The organism is Psychrobacter sp. LFX-11D (assembly GCF_904846475.1).
GTDB lineage: Bacteria > Pseudomonadota > Gammaproteobacteria > Pseudomonadales > Moraxellaceae > Psychrobacter > Psychrobacter cryohalolentis.
Genome location: NZ_CAJHAV010000020.1, coordinates 1 through 17,267 on the forward strand (window position 1 = coordinate 1; position 17,267 = coordinate 17,267).

Consider the following 17,267-nt stretch of genomic DNA (forward strand, 5'->3'; position numbering starts at 1 on the left):
AGTATTTGAGTATTTGAGTATTTGAGTATTTGAGTATTTGAGTATTTGAGTATTTGAGTATTTGAGTATTTGAGTATTTGAGTATTTGAGTATTTGAGTATTTGAGTATTTGAGTATTTGAGTATTTGAGTATTTATTTAGCTATACAGCTATCAAATGACGCGAGCACTTAGCTGTAGCTTGTATTTCAGAATAACTACGCCCAGATTTCAGAAGGCTAGCGATAATCTTACGCTTCTCGGTATCTTTCCTACGTCCTGAATATTTACTTTCTACCTTAGTACGAGAAATACCTTACATCTGACGGTTACGTCGATCTTCATAGTCCTTTCTAGCAATAGCAGCGAGCATATAAAGCATCATCGAATTGATGGCCTGTAATACGCTGCTCATAAATACAATGCTGCTATCAGATTGAGGCGTTATATAAGAGGTCGGTAGCTCTTCTGATACTACCGCCAGCTTCTTTTCTAATAGCATTCTTTTGAGAGTATCCCAATCAGCTTGGTTTAAACGTGCTAAGCGGTCAATCTGCTCAACCAAATTATATCGCCTTCATGGGCATCATTTATCAGTTACATTAACTGTGGACGTATTAAAGTTGCGTCTGACTCGTTTTCAACATAGAAGGCGGCAATTTTGTGACCATGATCAGCAGCAAGCTATATGAGCTCACTTTTGGCACGCTTGGCATCTTGATCTTTGATTGGCGCTCTATGCTCTGATAAACATAAACACCTAAAATAGTCTGTTATAAGTAGTTCCATTATTGCAGTCTATTATAAGTAGACTATTAATTGATTAAGAGACCTGTTTTGATAGTGCCCCTGGGGTATACCCTACGATAACAGGAAAGCCATCGCGGATGACAAAACCTGTTTAGCTTTTAAACAAAACGGGTTTGTCGATAGTATGTAAGATAAGTTCGAAAAGTAACTGGAGTGTGAGACTATTCATACTGGGTCTGAATTAAAGTTTTATTGTGATTAATTTCTGCTCAATGTTATTCATTTGTCGCCACGATGAGTGATGGCGGCTTGTGATTTAGTTAGGAAAAATAATCTTGAGTAATAAGATACGTTTGTGGCATTTATAGCAGAGCTTGTTCTAGGCTTCTTTACTTACATTTTCCTGCAAGTTCTTTTTTAGTAAATGATCGAATATAAATGGGCCAAAAGGTAAGAGTGAGCCGAGTACGCCCGCAGGTATTGCCCAAAGAGGCATTTTCATTTTGATAGCTGAGCCTATAAGTATTATGATATAGGTAATAAACAACATACCGTGTGCCATACCGATGTATTTCACACCTTCTGGAATGTCCATCATATATTTTAGTGGCATGGCGATGAAGAGCAATAATAAGAAAGAGGTGCCTTCTAGATAGCCTATAAGGGTAAGACTTTTTAACGCTGTCTCTTGTTTTTTTCTAAGGCTGTGAATTTTTTCAATAGTTGGCTGAGTCTGTGACACTGTATTTTCCTTTTGTTATTATCAATAAAGAATTTATGGATTATTCAATGTCTCTATAATAATGGCTCTACGCAGAGCTTTTAAGTATTGAGTTTTAAGACCTAAAATGAGTGAGTACCTATACCAGTCATACATTACCTTCCAGTTCACATTTTATAAACATACTCAAGTATAAAAAGTATTTTTCCGTATAGAGTGAATACGACGCTAGTTCATTTTGTTTGTGATAATCGGTATCAATGTGCTTATTTATTACGCTTACTTTCTAAAAATATCATGTCAATTATAATCAATGCGACACCGACACAGACACCTATATCTGCAACATTGAAAATAGGATAATTCCAGACATCAGCATAATGCACATGGATAAAGTCAACCACTTTACCAATTCTTAAACGATCGATTAAGTTGCCAATCGCACCACCAAGCATTAAGGCCAACCCCATAGATAATAGCTTGGCTGCACGTGGCGCTTTGATTAAATAAACCGTTAAAAAGATAGCCATTACAAAAGCTAAGCCTGAGAAAAACCATTTCTGCCAACCGCCAGCGTTGGCTAAAAAGCTAAATGCTGCCCCATAGTTATAAGCGAGTGTCCAGTTGAGAAATGGTTCAATGACCGGTACGGGGTCATTGAACGCTAATGTGGTTTGGGCCAACCACTTAGTCCATTGATCAAGTATTAATACCATTATCGCCAACAAATACCAGATAAAAGCGCGACTGCCATTGGCAACCATTTTTGGCATTTTGTCCAACTTATCTTTAGGTGTTATTGAGTTGCCTGAAGTCACGTACATAGCTTTAGGCGTATGATTTATGGTTTTAGAGTCAATCGATTGATGAGTACTACTCACAGCTATAGGTACCTTCTTGTCAGCAATATTAGTACTAGCCGATTCAACGCTATTCAATTTAGTACTATCTAATCTGTCGGTAGATTCAGTCATAGTTGTTTCCTTTATCTATGTTTATACAATGAACAATGTTAAACGTATATGTTTTTGGTATACGATTATTAATCGCGCCACTTTCATAAACGGCTCCACTTACCGCTCTGGTATTATGAAACTTACGGTAATAATTTTTGGGGCTGTCCTAGATAAGTAAAATTATTTAGGATAGCACTATGAGAAAGAGTAAACTAAGTTGGTATAAACAAAGCAGACTAATCGAGTTATTTGTTGCCGGTTCTACCGCGAGAACAGCAGCAAGCCTAATTGGTATTAATAAAACGACAGCCAGTTATTACTTTCATAGGCTAAGACTGCTTATTTACGAGAATAGTCAAGACCCTGGTCTATTTGAAGGCGAAATCGAAGTAGACGAATCATACTTTGGTGGAACTCGTAAAGGCAAGCGAGGGCGAGGTGCTGGTAGCAAAGTGCCCGTGTTTGGTCTATTAAAGCGTAATGGCAAGGTCTACGCTTGTATTATACCCAATGCTAAAGCAGATACTTTGATCCCCATCATAAGAGAAAAAGTGAAGCCTGATAGCATTGTTTATACTGACTCATTTAAAAGCTATAACGCATTAGATGTCAGTGAGTTTACTCATTATCGTATCAACCACTCCAAAACCTTTGTTAATGACAAGAATCACATTAATGGTATAGAGAACTTTTGGAACCAAGCTAAACGGCATCTACGTAAGTTTAACGGAGTTCCAAAAGAACATTTTCACCTCTATTTAAAGGAATGTGAGTGGCGTTTTAATCACAGTGACCCAAAGTCGCAATTACTACAATTAAAACAATGGGTTAAACAGGGTTTGAACTAGTTATCTAGGACAGCCCCTAATTTTTTATTAGGGAATCTGTTGATTGATTTCAACATTAACCTGAGTCTGTTCAACGCTAATCATTATAGGATTACCCGATAAGTCGCCTGATTCTGCTATGGCATTACCGCTATGACTAATACGAGCAACGACTGCTAACTGAGTTTTGTCACTACGAGCTGAATTTAACGTGCGATCTGGCATCATCGCATCAAGATTGCTTAAGCGGATACTAGCCTCACCTTGCTTGATAATACTAATGGGTAAACGTTTGGCGGCAAACGGTGGACCTCCTTTAACGTCACGTATCGCAACAAACAACACATCATCAGCTTTCACTAACGGTAATAAATTAGCGTTAATTTTCACTGTCACGTCAATACCTTCTAGCGCTTGCTTTTCTTGCGTGCTAACGTAGTTGCTTAACTCATCTAAGCTTGCTAAAGCTTTAGTATGATCACCTGGTTTGGCCACAATGCTGCCTTGTAAGCGTTTAATCCAACCTTGCGCTTGGGCAAAGTTACTACTACGAGTCTCACCCATTGCCATGAGCATTTGAGCCCGTTCATGCTGCGGATTCTTAGCTAATATAGCTTGTAATACACGGCGAATATTGGCGTCTAACTGACCTTCATTAACAAAAAAACTAGTCTGAGCATAAGTAGTAGCAATCTCCTCGTTATCAGGTGCTAAACGATAGGCACGCGATAAGGCTTCCAGCGCAGAATCAGTTGCCTCCATAGATAAGAAAAGCTCGGATAGGCGCATCCAGCGATTAGGATCATCAGCATTACGATGAACATTGGTTTGCATGGCGCTAATCAGTTGACGACCATCTTCAAACGCCCATGATGGCGGCTTGTCAATTTTAGCTGTCAATAGGTCGTCAGCCACTTGTCCTACTTTGTCCTCAGCTGTCCACAAATCAAACACGGGCGTACGATTGCCTATTAGTAAATACGCCATTGCAGCCAATATTGGGATCCAAGCTGCGACAATTAAACGGCTTTTGACATCAGGGGTGACCATAGGTGTTATCTGACGCTGCGCATCTAATAGCTGACGCTCCAGTTCCAGCTTTTGATTTTGATAATGGCTATTATTAATAGTACCGCTGTCTTTATCTGTTTGTAGCTCAGCTAAACGTTCGCGAAATACTGCAACATTAATATCTAGCAGTTGATTGTCTATTGGTTTGGACTGCAAACGCGGTGCTCGTAGCCATGGCATAATAGCAATCAGCGCAAATATAAGAGCAATCAGCAAGCTTAGAGTTACAAATAAGCCAAAAGTAGAAAATAGAGTCATTTTTTGTCCTCTAGGCTAGTAATGTCGTGGTCGACACTCTCAGCTTGCGATAATAGACGATCAAGCTCAGCCTTTTCCGTAGAGGTCAAGGCAGCAGTACTGTTCACTGTGACGCCGCTTTGACCACGGGCAACAACTTGGCGACGCTTACTTTGCCAAAACCAACCAATAATTAAGACGAGCAATAATAGTGGTGGAAAAAACCATAGGATCCATGTTGATGGTCGCATAGGCGGCTTGTAGCTAATAAAGTCACCGTAGCGCTCTTGCATATAGACGCGTATTTCAGCATCACTACGTCTATCTTTAATTAAATCATAGACTTTTTGCTTTAGATCCTGTGCAATCGGTGCATCAGAGGCTGCAAGGTTTTGATTTTGGCATTTTGGGCAGCGAAACTCTTCTATTAATCCACGATACTGAGCTTCTTGCTGTGGTGAGTCAAAATCGTATACGTCAATAGCTGCGTTTGCCGTCATGTTAAGCAAACACGCTAGTATTAAGCTTGCTAGTTTTAAAACTATATTGGGTTTTAGTTGAGGAGCTCTTATTCGAGTAACGTTCATTTGCACATCTCCTCAACCTGAATGAGATCAGGACTATCGTTGTTCTTATTAGCCTTATTAAGTACTGTCAGGCACGGCTTAACACGCTGTTGCCAATTGGCTTCATTAATCTCACCAACAATATGCTGACGAATGATGCCATCTCCATCCACAACAAAGGTTTCGGGCGCACCAGTTATGCCTAAGTCTAGAGCAAACTGACCCAATGAATCCTGAATAGACATAGAAAATGGATCACCGCCTCGGTTTAAGTAACTGAGCGCATTACCAATCTCATCCTTATAATTCACACCAACGATATCAACGCCGCGCTCTTCTAGTTGCATTAAAAACGGATGCTCAATAACGCAAGTTGGGCACCATGAGCCCCAAACATTAAGTAAAAACGGCTTATCCGGCAAATTATCATTGGTGATAGTACGGGTAGTATCTGCTAATAACGGCAGCTCAAAGGTAGGAACCGGACGCTCAAGAGCGGTATTGGTCACAATGTCTGTTGGTTTACCTAAGCGCATGTACAATATAACTACCAAACCAAAAAAGAGGATAAGCGGAATTAAGAACCATAGCTTCGTCTGCTTTTTTTTCATTGTCTTTGGGTTACGCTGCTTACTGTTTTGGCTATCTTTTTGCTCAGGAGTATTATTCGACATAGTCATTTATTTCTCCTTTAGTGTCGACATCGTCGATGCTGAGATTGCCTGTTCAATAGCTACCTCATTGACTCCATCAGTAGCCAGATCACCAGTAACTAGCAATGGAGCTTTAACTTTTTTGATGCGGTATCGTTTATCAAGCATGCTAATTAATCCACCTAGAGCCATGATAATTGCCCCTAACCAAATCCAGCGAATTAATGGTTTTACATAAATCCTTAATGCCCATTGGTTACTACCATCGGCAATAGGTTCGCCCAGTGCGACATAAACATCGCGCATTAGGCTAGCATCAATGGCCGCCTCAGTGGTCGGCATAGTGCTAATGATATAAGTACGCTTTTCTGGATTCAGTTTCGCCGCTTCACGACCGTTTTTGGATACCACGACTTGCGCCTGCGTTGCATCAAAGTTACTACCCTTTATTTCAAAAAATTCAGTTACTTCAAAATCGTAACCTTGAACATTGACTGTATCGCCAATACCCATTGCTACGTCACGCTCAATACTCAAGCTACTAGTAAAGGCTATGCCAATGACAGCAACCAATACGCCAATATGAGCAGTCTGTTGACCCCAATAGCTCAGACGCAACTGCCGCAAACCGTTAAAAAGATTAGGCGCATTCTTAGTTTTATCTTTAAAATCAACTGCCATCCATAGCAGTACCCAAAAGCTAACGGCTAAAGTCACACCAATATTAAGCATAGACGATGGATTAACAAAGTAAGTAATAATGGCGGCTAATACTAAGCTACTAACGGCGATGACCATGCCTATACCCAGTAGTGGACGGGTGTCTTTTTTCCAGCGAATATTTGAGCCCATACCCATAGCTATTAATAACAGCCACGTTAAAGGTACAAATAATGCATTAAAATAAGGAGGGCCAACGGACACTTGTCCTAAACCAAAGGCATCAGCGATAATAGGATAGAGGGTGCCGAGCAGCACCACTAAGGTTGCAATCAAAATGATGGCGTTATTGATCACTAAAAAGGACTCACGTGAAATCAGCTGATATTGACTTTCAACGGTTAAACGCCAACCGCGAACGGCAAACATTAATAGACCACTACCGATGATAATGCCAAGAATAGCTAAGATGACCAAACCACGCGTCGGATCAGCGGCAAACGAATGCACTGAGGTAAGGACTCCAGAGCGTACCAGGAACGTGCCAAGCAAGCTTAAGGCAAAGGCGAAAATAGCCAGCATGATGGTCCATGCTTTAAACACCCCGCGCTTTTCAGTGACTGCTAATGAATGCAGCAATGCTAAGCCGACAAGCCAAGGCATAAACGAGGCGTTCTCTACCGGATCCCAAAACCACCAACCGCCCCAGCCAAGCTCGTAGTAGGCCCACCACGAGCCCAGTGCAATACCAATGGTCAAAAATCCCCAAGCCGCGAGCGCCCATGGACGTGACCAGCGTGTCCAAGCAGCATCTAAACGCCCTTCCCACAATGCCGCCATACAAAATGCAAAAGGTACTACCATACCCACATAGCCCATATATAACATGGGCGGATGAATAATCAGACCGAAATCTTGTAGGACAGGATTTAAATCAGCGCCATCGACCGCTAGATTGGGTAAGGTACGCTCAAACGGTGACGAGGTAAATATCAGCATCGTTAGCATCATTAACTGTACACCGGCCAAAATAACTAATACCCGCGCACGCATTGATAACGGCAAGCCGCGACTAAAGTATGATACCAGTGCACACCATGTGGCCATGATGGTCATCCATAGCAGCAAAGAGCCCTCGTGTCCGCCCCATGTCGCCGATAACTTATAGTACCAAGGCAACAGCGTATTAGAATGCTGCGCGACGTAACTGAGGCTAAAATCATTATAATAAAAACCTGCTATCAAAGCGCCAAATGACGTTATCATGGCGGCAAACTGTGCCCAAGCTAGGCTAGGGGCTAGTCGTTGCCAAGCAACTTGGTTACGAATAACACCAATAGTTGGCAGAATTACCTGCAATAACGCCAGTACAAAAGCGGTAAGCAAGGCAAAATAGCCCAATTCTGTAATCAACATACGGTCTAACCTTATTTACTCTAATGCGGTTGCAGTTTACTGTGGCGGTGGAATTTTTATTATTAGAACCCACCCCGAAATCTGCTGCTATCTCTAGTTTTTAATTGATTTCGAAGGGTTTTATTTAACTACTTTAGGCGGATTTACCAGTGGAGGCGCGCCTTTAAAGCGCAGTAAACGTAACGCATTAAGAGTAACGATCACTGTTGCTCCAGCATCAGCTAGAACCGCAATCCATAGTCCAGTAATGCCGAATATGGTCGTGATCAGAAAGACGCCTTTGAGACCTAAAGCGAAAATGACGTTCTGATGAATGTTGCGCATGGTGGCACGTGAAAGTGCGATGAGATGAGCCATGTCCGTAACACGACTTTTTAATAATGCGATATCGGCCGTCTCAATGGCCACATCGGTACCACCACCCATCGCGATGCCAACATCGGCAGTTGCTAGCGCTGGCGCATCGTTAATACCATCACCAACCATCGCTATTTTGCGGTTGTTCTTCATCTCGTTAAGCAGGCGCAGTTTGTCCTCAGGCAACAGCTCAGCTTCCCATTCCACGTCTAAATTACTGGCAAGTGCTTGAGCGGTTAAGCGGTTGTCGCCTGTTAGCATGACGGAGCGCACACCCATCGCTTTGAGCTGAGCCACACCTTCATGAGCGTCGTCTCGTAATTCGTCTCTTAGCGCGATTAATCCAAGCACTTCACGGTTTTGCTCATCGAAAAGAACAGAGACGGTCTTACCCTCATTTTGCAGCGCCTCAATTTGCGCCTGTTGTGTGGATGAAATCAATGCCTCATCGGCTGCGTAAACAGGCGAACCGATAGCTAGCGCGCGCTCCGCGACAGTTGCGTGTACCGCTTTACCGGCAGTTGCAGAAGCATTGAAGGCCACAGGTATGAACACTTTAGCAGCTTCAGCATGACTAACAATGGCTTCAGCAAGCGGGTGACTAGAACCAGTCTCCACACTGGCAAAAAGTGCCAATATCTCATCTTGACCTTGAGAATTCTGACCTTGAATACTTGAGTCCTCTTGTGTAAAGGCAACAACATCGGTCACGCGTGGTTTGCCTTCAGTTAAAGTGCCTGTCTTGTCAAAAGCGACCGTCTTCACTTGGCCGATAGTTTCTAAAGCACTACCGCCTTTGATCAGCAAGCCACGGCGCGCACCAACAGCAAGACCAGAGGCGATGGCAGCGGGTGTTGATAGTACAAGAGCACAGGGACAGGCAATCAGCAACAGTGCTAGACCGCGATACAACCAAGTCGACCAATCTCCACCCATGGCTAACGGTGGAATGATAATAATTAGTGCGGCAATAGCCATCACTGCGGGTGTGTAATAGCGACTGAATTTCTCAATAAAACGGGCAGTGGGTGCTTTGGAGGCTTGGGCTTGCTCTACCAGCTCAATAATGCGCGAAATGGTGTTATCGGCGGCTGTCTTTTCTACGCGCACTTGGAGCACACCATCGATGTTAATTGACCCTGCAAATACATTGTCACCCATCGTCTTGGCAACAGGAACAGACTCTCCCGTCACGGGCGAATCATCAAGGCTGGACGCACCTTGAACAATGGAACCATCAGCAGATACCCTATCTCCAGGACGCACCAGCACAAGGTCATTCACTTGTAATGAAGTCGCTGGAACGTTACGCTGCCCACCTTGAGCATCAAGTAAAATTGCACTTTTCGGAACCAGCGATGATAAGGCTCTGATGCCAGCGCGAGCGCGATCAGCAGCGATACTCTCAAACAGTTCACCGATTGAGAACAAAAAGACAACCGCTGCGGCCTCTTCAGCTTCACCAATGATAAGTGCGCCAAGCACGGCGACGGACATCAGCGTTTCAATTGAAAAGAATGAACCTGTTTTAGCCAGTGCTAAGGCTTTGCGCGCAAATGGAAAAACGCCTACAATCACAGCGATGGCAAACACCCATATCCCATAAGCGGGCAACAGTAGTGACAGTGCATAACCGCTGCCCATCAAAATACCGAGGCCAACAACCTGTTTGCCTTTTTGAGTTTGCCACCATTGCTTATCCTGCGGAGCCATCTGATTGTCGCTGTCAATATCAATAGCCGATACAGTTTGTTGACCAGTATTGGCAGAGATGCCGAACCCTAGGCTTTTGATTGTTTTTTCGATATCACTAGCCTGAGTCGGCGCACCAGGGGCTAAATTTAGCTCTAGCGTTTCTGTAGCGAAATTCAGCTGAACATCAGAAACCCCAGGCATACGTTTCAAAGCTGTTTCAATCTTGCCGATGCAACTGGCACAGTCCATACCTTCAATATGATATTTCATAATAATTTACCCTTTGAATAATGATATTATGAACCCTATAGTGGCTTTAGAGTCAAGGTTATTTATCTACAGTTTCGTAATTTTAATTTCTCTAGCGCTAGTCTTTACAGCCACTTTAATTATTTAAATCATAGAGGTTGTTATGACAATCAAAATTGGTGAGCTCGCTAAACGCACAGGTGCCACAGTAGAAACCATTCGCTATTATGAAAAAGAGCGTTTATTACCCGAGCCTTTTCGTAGCGAAGGGAATTATCGTTTATATAATGAAGAGCACATTGAGCGTCTACAATTTATCCTACATTGCCGTACGCTCGATATGGCTTTAGATGATGTGCGAATCTTACTTGAATACTGGGAGTCGCCTGACAAGGACTGCGGCGATGTGAATAACTTGCTAGATGAGCACATTCATGCTGTGGAAATACGAATGGAAGAACTGATGCACTTAAAGCATCACTTGACCGTTTTGCGCCAGAAATGTGCAAGTAGTGCACCAGCGTCATCATGTGGCATTTTAAACGCGCTTGTCGATAACTCCTGTCATGAGTAATGATATCAGTAGTGTTCATTTCTGACGGATCAAATCATGAAAGGTTAAATACGCCCTGATGTTAAGCACAAAAAAACCCAGCAATGATATTAAGATCACTAGGGCGTGTTGAACATTGGGTATAAATTAATGGCAAAAAAAATAGCGAACGGTTAATCTTTAAGTTCTCACACAAAAAAGATATCGTTCGCTATGCCTCGCACTATGCTCAAAGATGAACACTGGACAAGACTGAAACCTATATTACTAGAACTTAATATCTATGACAAAGGAAATCTTAGACAAACGGTTGAAGGCGTGCTTTATCGCATGCGTGTTGGCTGTCCTTGGTGCGACTTACCCGAGTGTTTTGGCAAGCCCAATACCATCTATAAAGCTTACCAGCGCTGGTTTCGTAGTAATAAGCTGATTACGCTGTTTGCTTTATTAATCAAAGACGCAGACCTTGAGTGGGTCTTCATTGATGGTACTCATATTAAAGCGCATCAGCACAGCAGTGGTGGCAATGAGAACCTACAATCCATTAGTAAAAGTGTGGCAGGACGCGCGACCAAGATTCACTTGGCAGTAGATGCGCATGGCAATCCGATTACCTTTATCTTGTCAGATGGCACGACCCACGATGTTAAAGTCGCACCTGACTTAGTAGACAAAGTTAATTTGAGCAACACAGAGGTTTTATGTGCCGATAAAGGCTATGATTCTGATGCACTACGAGCGCATATTGAACAAGCAGGGACACGGGATAACATCCCTCGAAAACGAAATACTCAGTCTTCTAACGACCATATGGACTGGGACTTATATAAAGCGAGGCATCTAGTAGAAAATGCTTTCGCCAAACTAAAACAGTATAGGGCGGTTGCCACCAGGTTTGATAAGCTCAAGCAAAGTTATGAAAATACGGTCGCTCTTGCTTGTGCTTATATCTGGCTCAAATTATGAATGTTCAACACGCCCTAGTCAGTTCAAAATAACATGGTGATAAATTGAAGAGTGCTACTGGAATGAATGTTGCGCAGCCTCTGTAATAACAGCATGCAAGGAAAATTTATACCAGTAGCACGATGTCATTTTTGCAGTGAATCGACTATAGCTTACTGGCTGCATTTTTACCTCGTCGTTACAGCTTCTAATACTCGACTATGTTAGATTTATCATTAATCCTTGAAGTTATTTACCATAAGTCTTAATAAATTTGAGTAACGTTATGAGTCAAGAAGATGCCAGTCATAAGCAAAATAAGCATTTGCCTCCAAGTGAGCCTATTGATGTCTATAAAAACAACGATAGTAACTATACTGCTGGCAATCAAGACGCTCATGATCATGACACTCACCTAGAGCAAAACACCGCACCAAGAGATACCAAAGGCTATCAGCGTACGTTACTGATTAGCTTTGTGATCATCACAGGCTATATGTTTATCGAGGCGATTGGTGGCTTACTGACAGGCAGCTTGGCGTTACTCTCTGATGCAGGACACATGCTCAGCGACGCCATCGCCCTTGGTGCGACGTTGATGGCATTTAAAATCGGCGAAAAAGCCGCCACCCATCAAAAGACCTTTGGCTATAAACGCTTTGAGATTATCGTGGCCACCGTCAATGGTGCGACGCTAGTAATTATCGCCTTGATGATTTTTTATGAAGCGATCAAACGCCTTAACTCACCGCCTGAGATTGCTACCCAAGGTATGCTAATCGTCGCCACCATCGGTATGCTGGTTAATATCTTGGTCGCTTGGCTGATGCATCGTGGTAGTAGCGGCAGCGATGGACACACCCACAGCCATGGAGCAAATGCAGACAAAGTAAATAAAGAAAAAGCAAATAAAAGCAATGATTCCAAAGAGCCTGTCAACCTCAATATGCAAAGCGCTTACTTGCATGTATTAAGTGATTTGATGGGCTCTGTCGCCGCGATCATCGCCGCTTTACTGATGATGGGGTTTGGCTGGGTTTGGGCCGATGCCGCAGCGTCGGTGATCGTCGCGGTACTTATCTTAGTAAGTGGTTACCGCGTTGTACGTGATTCGGTACATGTCTTGATGGAGGGCACGCCAGAAGGCATATCGCTGGTAGATGTGGAAGACAAGCTGCTTGCCCATCCACAAGTAAAACAAGTCCACGACCTGCATATTTGGAGCATCACCAGCGGGCTAAATGCGCTATCTTGCCATGTGATGGTCGATGGGGATATGAGAATCTCGGATGCCAGCGTATTGATTGCCAATCTTGAGCAAGGGTTGCTTGCGCTTGGTATTCATCACGCCACCATTCAGGTTGAAAGCTTGTCACACCCGCAGACCAGCGCCCATAGCGATGCATTGGTCTGCGACATATCAGAGCAGCAAAGCTCTGCGAATAACCATATCGGGCACAGTCACTAGTCACTAGGGCGTGTTGAACCTTCAACCATGGCACTGACAGAGACTATTTGTGAATGTTCAACACGCCCTACTGGGTTGGAGGAAATAACAACTATGTTGTGCTGACTTAGAAAGTCTTATTTATCATTCATAGCAAGGTAGATATTACGATCTGATGCGGATGCGTCATCCACGTATTTTGAATCGCGCCATGTCGTATAAGCATAGACACCACTGTATGGGCTGATGCTGTTCTGACGGAAGTCAGAAATCCAATTTGTACCATCGAAAATTTGAATATGGCCATGTGGACGCTTTGATGAGCGATCATAGACAATAACATCACCTACTTGGGTTGGCATATCATTGCTGATTTTGCTGAAACCTGCTTTCTCAAGTGTGCCACGAGTAGCGTACTGATAGGCTGAAGGATTTGGAGTGAACTCATAACCAGCTGATTGTAGTGCTTTACGTACGTAACGGGCACAATATCCAGAGCTGCCAGATAAAGCCACTTTTGAGGCGCGAGCAGCAGCGATAGCGGGGGCTGAATTGCTGTCAGGAACCTTATTGACTTGCTGCTGTTGTTTTTCAGCGTATAAGCGGCTGTTTAATGATGAAAGCTGATTCTCTTTTTGCTTGGCCTGCGCACTTAGGTTGCTAATTGCTTGACTAATTTCATCATTATTAGAAACATAAGCACCACTTTTGGTGCTATAGATGTTTTTTGATGAACCGTAGTTTGATGCCACAGAAGTATTGGTGATGGTATTATTTGTTTGAGAGATTGTGATAGCAGCACCACTCGTTTGTGCTATGCCCATACCCAGTACTGACAAAATCAATAAAGCCTGTTTCATAAATCTAATACCTACGGTTAATTCAAAATAGTCTGTTATCAACAACAGCGCAGTCAATTAAATCTCAATAACTCAAGTATATATATGTCATAGTGACTGATACTTCTGCTGCATATTATTCATATAAAAAATGATTATTGGCGATCACAGCTCATTGAAGTCTTACGAAGCTGTTACAAATCAAGCTGCTGACCAAAACACAAAGCCGACTTTAGCATAGGTTGTTTAGCCTGTCATTCCCCTTAAAAACCCCAAAAATACTTTTTTGATGTCGAAAAAATTGCTAATATCCCACATTTTACAATGTAAGTTTGTGTAACATGTACAGAATATAGCTGACTAGATTGACCACAATTTCTACTGTTTTATAAGCAAAAAAACGTCTGAGGGTTAAATCTATAATTTAGATTTAACCCTCAGACGTTTTTCTATTGGATGAAGTAATTACCCTATATAGGGTCTAACTAATTATTAAGATAATATAATAATTTATAATATTAATATAGATGCTAATTCCCTACTAGCTTATGTAATATTACGTAATTGTTTCGATACATCCTGTATATTCTTGTATTAACCCTTAGTCATTTATCTATTTTAAGGGTTAATAACCGATAAATTCGCTTACATTGTCATCAAAAGTTACAAATTCAAAGTTATTTTTAATTTTAAAGTCGCAATAGCTAATGAATTTTTTGATGAAGAATCATTTTATAAGCAATAGAACAGTCTTATACCTACCTCATTTACTTTTAACGCTAACACTATAATCAAAGTATTCTTAACTGCTAACACACTATAATTGCTGCTCTACCGATTCAATATCAGCATAAACTTGGGTTGTCCCGTCTTTATTGAGCTGCATAACCTGATAGGGCATGAATTTATTTTGATACTCCATACCTGGGCTACCAATAGGCATGCCAGGTACGGCAAGACCCATAGCTTGTACTGGCGGATTTTCTAAAAACTGCGCCATATATTTAGCGGGTACATGACCTTCAAAGACGTAACCATCCGTAGTGACTACAGTATGGCAAGAACGCATTTCATTTGGAACGCTGTAGCGCTCTTTAAATACGGCTAAGTCCGCAACATCTTGCGCGGTTGCACTTAGACCATTATCTTCTGCATGACTTATCCATTCTTTACAGCAGCCGCAATTGGCATCTTTATAGACAGTGGCTGATACGTTTTTTAGTAAGTCTGGTTTACTTACTGATGTCATCATAGAATTATTTATAACGTTTGGTTCAGCTGTCTTTGGAACAGCCAAAACATCTTCAGTTGATGCCGATGTTGTGCTTGCATCAGATACGCCACTACTCGGTTGGCTACAAGCAAATAGTGATGAGGCAGCCAGTAATAATAACGTACTACGCAACCCCTTAGACAGATAACGATTGCATATAAGACTGGATTTTATTTTTAAGGGGGGCATAGTGCTTTCTCATGTACTGTAGGTATTGTGAGCTATAGAAGATCAAGTAACACTTCATATCGTTTGGTAATGTAGCATAATAACCCATTAAACGGAGTACATAAATTCATCCATTGAGCAGTGCAGGCTGGTATCATAAGCAGTTTTTATTTTAAAATACTGCCTGTAGTATTAACGGCTCTATCTAAGTTTTGGATTTTGATTAAAAATTCAAGGCTCATAATTTTGGATAATTTGCGATGCGCCTGTCTACTATTAATCTACAAAAGCGTTTGAGTACTCACTTAAATCAATTACCGCTATCGCTTACGCTAGTAGCAGCATGGCTTGCAGGAGCTATTTTTTTATTTTCGCTAGCGCCTTATGGGTTTTGGCCGCTAGCAATAGTATCACCAGCGATTTTATATGCGCTGTTGGTGACAAGTATGAGTGGTCGTCGCGCTTTTATTATCGGTGAAGCTTACGGTATGGGGCTATGGTGCGTCGGCGGCTTTTGGCTCTATACTGCTATCCATGATTATAGCGATACACCAACGTGGCTCGCATTGATTATGATTGCATTGATGGGTCTCGGTATGGGACTATTTCATGGATTGTTAGCACTAGTCTTTAACCGTATGGTAGGCAAACAACCCTTTTCATTTGCTGCTCTTTGGGTGCTACAAGAATGGTTAAAAACTTGGTTATTCACAGGCTTTCCGTGGCTGTTTGTTGGTTATGCATTTACTGAAGAGTATTGGTTATCGTCCTTAGCACCCGTTGCTGGTGTTTTTTCCGTCTCTTTTGTTGCCATACTATTGGCTGCAAGTTTAGTAGAGCTACTGCTTCGGCGCAGTAGTTATGCCATCGTTTCTGTACTGTTATTAGCCATTAGCACATCATTATGGCTGGTCAATCCGCAATGGACAAAACCTAAGGGCACACCTGATCTGTCAGTGTCATTGATTCAAGGTAATATTTCACAAGATATAAAGTGGCTGACTAAGTATCAAGTAGAAACGCTAAAGATTTATGCGAAGTTAACACGCACTGAGTGGGGACGTGATGTTGTGGTGTGGCCTGAATCATCTATTCCTATGTTTCAGGATGAGGCTGCGGGCTTTATTAGTGAAATGATAGAAATGGCTAATGCGACCAATACGACATGGATAACTGGTATCCCTTATAAGGATAAAGCGGCATTCAATGCCAGTACGGATAAGTATCCCCCATTTTACAATAGCGTGATTGCTCGAGGTGTAGAAGCGGAAGGCCTATACAAGAAGCAGCGTCTAGTGCCTTTTGGAGAGTATATTCCATTTGAAGGCGTGCTCGATATTTTCCCAAGTTTGGCCGGTAGTCAGGATATTAAGAACTATAGTCGTGGTAGTGATCAGCAGTCACCTCTAAAGGTGCGTGGACACAATATAGGGACGGCTATCTGTTATGAGGTAGCTTATCCAGATACCACGCGTAAAAATGCCATCGATACTGAATTTTTGTTGACCGTCTCTAACGATGCCTGGTTTGGCACTTCAGCAGGACCATTGCAACATTTGCAAATGGTACAAATGCGCGCGCTTGAGAACGGGCGCTGGTTTATTCGAGCGACCAATACTGGTGTTACCGCTATCATTAACCATAAAGGTCGTATTGTAAAACGCGCACCGCAGTTTGAGCGTACTGTACTACGTGGTGAGATACAGGCACGGGTTGGTAACACGCCCTTTATGCTTATGGGAAATTATCCTATCTTGATAATAATAACCTTGTTATTACTACTAAGCTATTTTGGCAAAGGTCTAACCACACTTAGAAGACGAGGGTAATAGTAAACTTAATCATAATAATTTAATCAGTGTAAGTTTTTTATTTTTTCTAGGTAACGTCCTAACGCACGTAAATA

General features: G+C 42.2%; 14 protein-coding genes and 1 pseudogene. 5 read left to right on the plus strand and 10 right to left on the minus strand.

Annotated features, from left to right (window positions below; genetic code table 11):
- Nucleotides 1–141: 141 nt before the first annotated feature.
- The 3 genes and pseudogenes from JMX75_RS13100 to lspA form a co-directional block, all read right to left on the minus strand.
- A pseudogene (locus tag JMX75_RS13100) lies at nt 142–767 on the minus strand (recombinase family protein).
- A 340-nt stretch (nt 768–1,107) separates the two neighbouring features.
- Nucleotides 1,108–1,440, minus strand: a complete 333-nt coding sequence (locus JMX75_RS11975; RefSeq protein ID WP_131603940.1) for a DUF3817 domain-containing protein — start codon at nt 1,438–1,440, stop codon at nt 1,108–1,110.
- Nucleotides 1,441–1,715: 275 nt separating this feature from the next.
- Nucleotides 1,716–2,423 carry a signal peptidase II gene (gene lspA, locus JMX75_RS11980; RefSeq protein ID WP_007394842.1) on the minus strand — a complete coding sequence of 236 codons (708 nt, stop codon included), beginning with the start codon at nt 2,421–2,423 and terminating at the stop codon, nt 1,716–1,718.
- A 179-nt stretch (nt 2,424–2,602) separates the two neighbouring features.
- Between lspA and JMX75_RS11985 the strand changes: the two genes are divergently transcribed.
- Nucleotides 2,603–3,253, plus strand: coding sequence for an IS1595-like element ISPssp3 family transposase (locus JMX75_RS11985; RefSeq protein ID WP_007394843.1), 651 nt, complete (start codon nt 2,603–2,605; stop codon nt 3,251–3,253).
- 27 nt (nt 3,254–3,280) lie between these two features.
- Here the strand turns inward: JMX75_RS11985 and ccmI are convergent, their stop codons facing one another.
- The 5 genes from ccmI to JMX75_RS12010 form a co-directional block, all read right to left on the minus strand.
- Nucleotides 3,281–4,561, minus strand: a complete 1,281-nt coding sequence (ccmI, locus tag JMX75_RS11990; protein WP_201532475.1) for a c-type cytochrome biogenesis protein CcmI — start codon at nt 4,559–4,561, stop codon at nt 3,281–3,283.
- Nucleotides 4,558–5,040, minus strand: a complete 483-nt coding sequence (locus tag JMX75_RS11995) for a cytochrome c-type biogenesis protein (RefSeq protein ID WP_020443538.1) — start codon at nt 5,038–5,040, stop codon at nt 4,558–4,560. Before JMX75_RS11995 ends, ccmI begins: the two co-directional genes overlap by 4 nt.
- An 83-nt stretch (nt 5,041–5,123) precedes the next feature.
- Nucleotides 5,124–5,786 (minus strand): DsbE family thiol:disulfide interchange protein, encoded by a 663-nt coding sequence (locus JMX75_RS12000; RefSeq protein WP_011513682.1) that lies wholly within the window; start codon nt 5,784–5,786, stop codon nt 5,124–5,126.
- Entirely contained in the window at nt 5,787–7,835 is a 2,049-nt protein-coding gene (locus tag JMX75_RS12005) for a heme lyase CcmF/NrfE family subunit (RefSeq protein ID WP_201532476.1), read from the minus strand.
- Nucleotides 7,836–7,955: 120 nt separating this feature from the next.
- Nucleotides 7,956–10,157 (minus strand): heavy metal translocating P-type ATPase, encoded by a 2,202-nt coding sequence (locus JMX75_RS12010; protein ID WP_007394844.1) that lies wholly within the window; start codon nt 10,155–10,157, stop codon nt 7,956–7,958.
- A gap of 142 nt (nt 10,158–10,299) precedes the next feature.
- Here JMX75_RS12010 and cadR point away from each other — a divergent pair, with 142 nt between their 5' ends.
- From cadR to JMX75_RS12025, 3 genes are all read left to right on the plus strand, one after another.
- Nucleotides 10,300–10,710, plus strand: a complete 411-nt coding sequence (cadR, locus tag JMX75_RS12015; RefSeq protein ID WP_007394845.1) for a Cd(II)/Pb(II)-responsive transcriptional regulator — start codon at nt 10,300–10,302, stop codon at nt 10,708–10,710.
- 192 nt (nt 10,711–10,902) lie between these two features.
- The gene (locus JMX75_RS12020; RefSeq protein ID WP_191114789.1) at nt 10,903–11,655 is read left to right on the plus strand and encodes an IS5 family transposase; all 753 of its coding nucleotides are present in this window, start codon (nt 10,903–10,905) and stop codon (nt 11,653–11,655) included.
- A 265-nt stretch (nt 11,656–11,920) separates the two neighbouring features.
- Nucleotides 11,921–13,102, plus strand: a complete 1,182-nt coding sequence (locus tag JMX75_RS12025; protein WP_077448184.1) for a cation diffusion facilitator family transporter — start codon at nt 11,921–11,923, stop codon at nt 13,100–13,102.
- Between the two features lie 116 nt (nt 13,103–13,218).
- Here JMX75_RS12025 and JMX75_RS12030 read toward each other — a convergent pair whose 3' ends face one another.
- Nucleotides 13,219–13,941, minus strand: coding sequence for a CHAP domain-containing protein (locus tag JMX75_RS12030; RefSeq protein ID WP_068405068.1), 723 nt, complete (start codon nt 13,939–13,941; stop codon nt 13,219–13,221).
- 796 nt (nt 13,942–14,737) lie between these two features.
- Nucleotides 14,738–15,382: a DUF411 domain-containing protein gene (locus JMX75_RS12035; RefSeq protein WP_007394850.1), complete on the minus strand. Its 645-nt coding sequence runs from the start codon at nt 15,380–15,382 to the stop codon at nt 14,738–14,740.
- A 239-nt stretch (nt 15,383–15,621) separates the two neighbouring features.
- Between JMX75_RS12035 and lnt the strand changes: the two genes are divergently transcribed.
- Nucleotides 15,622–17,190 carry an apolipoprotein N-acyltransferase gene (lnt, locus tag JMX75_RS12040; RefSeq protein WP_077449698.1) on the plus strand — a complete coding sequence of 523 codons (1,569 nt, stop codon included), beginning with the start codon at nt 15,622–15,624 and terminating at the stop codon, nt 17,188–17,190.
- Nucleotides 17,191–17,267 lie beyond the last annotated feature (77 nt).

Bases quoted from the DNA above. Each gene is read 5' to 3' on its own strand.
- JMX75_RS12035 (WP_007394850.1), bottom strand. From the start codon at position 15,382: ATGCCCCCCTTAAAAATAAAATCCAGTCTTATATGCAATCGTTATCTG.
- JMX75_RS12030 (WP_068405068.1), bottom strand. From the start codon at position 13,941: ATGAAACAGGCTTTATTGATTTTGTCAGTACTGGGTATGGGCATAGCA.
- JMX75_RS12020 (WP_191114789.1), top strand. From the start codon at position 10,903: ATGCCTCGCACTATGCTCAAAGATGAACACTGGACAAGACTGAAACCT.
- JMX75_RS12005 (WP_201532476.1), bottom strand. From the start codon at position 7,835: ATGTTGATTACAGAATTGGGCTATTTTGCCTTGCTTACCGCTTTTGTA.
- JMX75_RS11985 (WP_007394843.1), top strand. From the start codon at position 2,603: ATGAGAAAGAGTAAACTAAGTTGGTATAAACAAAGCAGACTAATCGAG.
- JMX75_RS12010 (WP_007394844.1), bottom strand. From the start codon at position 10,157: ATGAAATATCATATTGAAGGTATGGACTGTGCCAGTTGCATCGGCAAG.
- JMX75_RS11995 (WP_020443538.1), bottom strand. From the start codon at position 5,040: ATGACGGCAAACGCAGCTATTGACGTATACGATTTTGACTCACCACAG.
- JMX75_RS12025 (WP_077448184.1), top strand. From the start codon at position 11,921: ATGAGTCAAGAAGATGCCAGTCATAAGCAAAATAAGCATTTGCCTCCA.
- JMX75_RS12000 (WP_011513682.1), bottom strand. From the start codon at position 5,786: ATGACTATGTCGAATAATACTCCTGAGCAAAAAGATAGCCAAAACAGT.
- lnt (WP_077449698.1), top strand. From the start codon at position 15,622: ATGCGCCTGTCTACTATTAATCTACAAAAGCGTTTGAGTACTCACTTA.
- lspA (WP_007394842.1), bottom strand. From the start codon at position 2,423: ATGACTGAATCTACCGACAGATTAGATAGTACTAAATTGAATAGCGTT.
- cadR (WP_007394845.1), top strand. From the start codon at position 10,300: ATGACAATCAAAATTGGTGAGCTCGCTAAACGCACAGGTGCCACAGTA.
- ccmI (WP_201532475.1), bottom strand. From the start codon at position 4,561: ATGACTCTATTTTCTACTTTTGGCTTATTTGTAACTCTAAGCTTGCTG.